Genomic DNA, 2172 nt, shown 5'->3' with positions numbered 1-2172 from the left:
TGTTGCACCATAATAACTCCAACCAGAAGTTTCATTGTAGGCTTGGATAACACCATCGCCGTCGAAATCAGTCATACTAGCAGCAGTATAAGGACGGTCTGCGTCAGATATACCAGCACGGTCTTGGTGGTCAAATGCGAAAGTAATGTTACCTTTGTCCATTTGATAACCAGCGACAACCGAGAATTCTTTACTTGTTAGGCCGCCGTCTTGGTCACGTGAACCACCACCAACGTTAAATTCAATACCTTGATAGTTCTTTTTCATGATGATGTTAACAACACCAGCAATTGCATCAGAACCATAAGTAGAAGATGCACCATCAGTTAGAATATCAATACGTTCTACTGCAGCCATTGGGATTGCGTTTAAGTTAGCCGATGCACCACCTAGCGTTGGTGAACCAGGAAAACGCTTACCATCAATAAGCACTAGAGTACGGCTTGAGCCTGCACCGCGTAAATTAATAGTTGCTTGAGATTGTGCAGAACTACCTGAAGTCTCAGAGAATGAACCGAAAGAGTTCAAGTTACTGTTACGAAGTGCATCAGCAACTGTAAAGTTACCTTCCATCTTCATATCTTCAGTTGTAATGGTCGTAATTGGCGAAGCGCCTTCAAGGTCAGAACGCTTAATGCGCGAACCAGTAACCTCGATACGTTCTACTTTTGCGCCATCTTCATCAGCAGCAAAAACTGCTGGTGAAGCAAATGCGGCTGCTGCTGCACCACTGATCAGTGCTAAGCGCACCGACTTAGCTAATACGTTCTTATGCATTGTCTATCTCCCTGGACTTTTTTATGTCTTTCTTATAATGCTAACAACCTTTTTAGGTGTTAGTTCAATGAGGGGATGCAACAAAAAACAATCACAACCTCTCAACTACAGGTGCAATAAAATCACATTTGAAACAACTAATCAACATTTGAAAGGTCGTAAGCGCAAAAGTTAATCAAATGTAACAACTTTAACTGTTAACAAATATGAACAGGTTATTATTTTTGCCTTTATAAACAATAGGTTGAATTTAATTGATTATTACAAAAATATCATGCGAGGCCTAAAGCAAAAAAGTTAACCAATTGTTTTAAAAAGATATTCACCCCATGAAGGTACTTTTTTATCACTTCTAGTAAACATAAAAATGTTAAGTGACAATAAATAAGGCTATGTAAGCAATTGCTTAACATTAATCGTCTAGATAAATCTTCGTTGATAGAGTTAGTCAGATTTGTGCTTCATCAAACCATGCTTGATGTCTTTACTGACTTAATTCAGGAAGGATACGAATAAAACACCATTTATGTTAGTTGACATTGGAAAACTTAAAGTTGAGGGTTTAGTGAGTTAATTTAAAGCAATAGGAGTTGATTATTTACTAGTGAGTCAAAGCTATGACCACACAGTTGTAGAATGGGCTCTGCTATGGGTTGGATTTGTTTACAAATGTAGTATTCATAATCAATATTTTGAGGTTTTGCTTCTATGGTTTGTGCACCTGTGAGCGTCATTATATATCGAATCTGTTGTCCCTTGCGGGTAACGCTTACGTCTCCGAGTAGTTCGGCAAGTTGTTTCGCGGCTTTAACATGGGGTGACGACTTTGCGGTATAATCTTCAACATTACGTCTTAATCGCTTTTTAAAGATAAGTTCATTGTCTCGAGCACCACACTTAATTGCCGCGAGCTCATTACTCAAAAAATCAATGACATCCTCGCCCTTGAAAAATAGTTCATATAAATGGTATTGCATCCTTCTTGCAATAGGGCTCCAATCACTTCTCACTTGCTCCATACCTTTAAAAGTCAGAGTTAATTGTTGCTGATCATTTGACATCGCGCCGACATAACGCTTTTTACTGCCTTCATCCGAGCCTCTTAAAGTAGGCATAATAAATTGTTCAAAGTGGGTTTCAAATTCCAACTCAAGATAACTGTCTAATTGATATTCTTCTACACACCATTCAAGCCAACGTTGGGTTATTGATACTGATAGGTGTTTACCAACCGCTTGGATATCTTTAATACCATGATTATCCCCTAACCAGACAAAGGTAGAGTCGGTATCACCGTAAATCACTTGATAACCGCACTCTTCTATCCATTGCTTTGTGAGTTTCATAATTTGATGACCGCGCATGGTAATCGAACTGGCTAACTTAGCATCATGA

The 2172-nt window shown here is 38.8% G+C and carries 2 protein-coding genes; both read right to left on the bottom strand.

From position 1 onward, the window contains the following. A partial coding sequence (locus CXF78_RS21105; RefSeq protein ID WP_180957244.1) for a TonB-dependent receptor plug domain-containing protein occupies positions 1-777 on the bottom strand: 777 nt, incomplete at its 3' end. Positions 778-1352: 575 nt separating this feature from the next. Beyond that, positions 1353-2172, bottom strand: an 820-nt coding sequence (locus CXF78_RS21100; RefSeq protein ID WP_308302292.1) for a DNA polymerase domain-containing protein, incomplete at its 5' end; no start/stop codon positions are given.

This window comes from Shewanella sp. 11B5 (genome assembly GCF_002836795.1).
Classification (GTDB): Bacteria; Pseudomonadota; Gammaproteobacteria; order Enterobacterales; family Shewanellaceae; genus Shewanella; species Shewanella frigidimarina.
The sequence above is the reverse complement of the archived record's forward strand: the minus strand, read 5'-3'. Positions and strand labels throughout refer to the sequence as shown.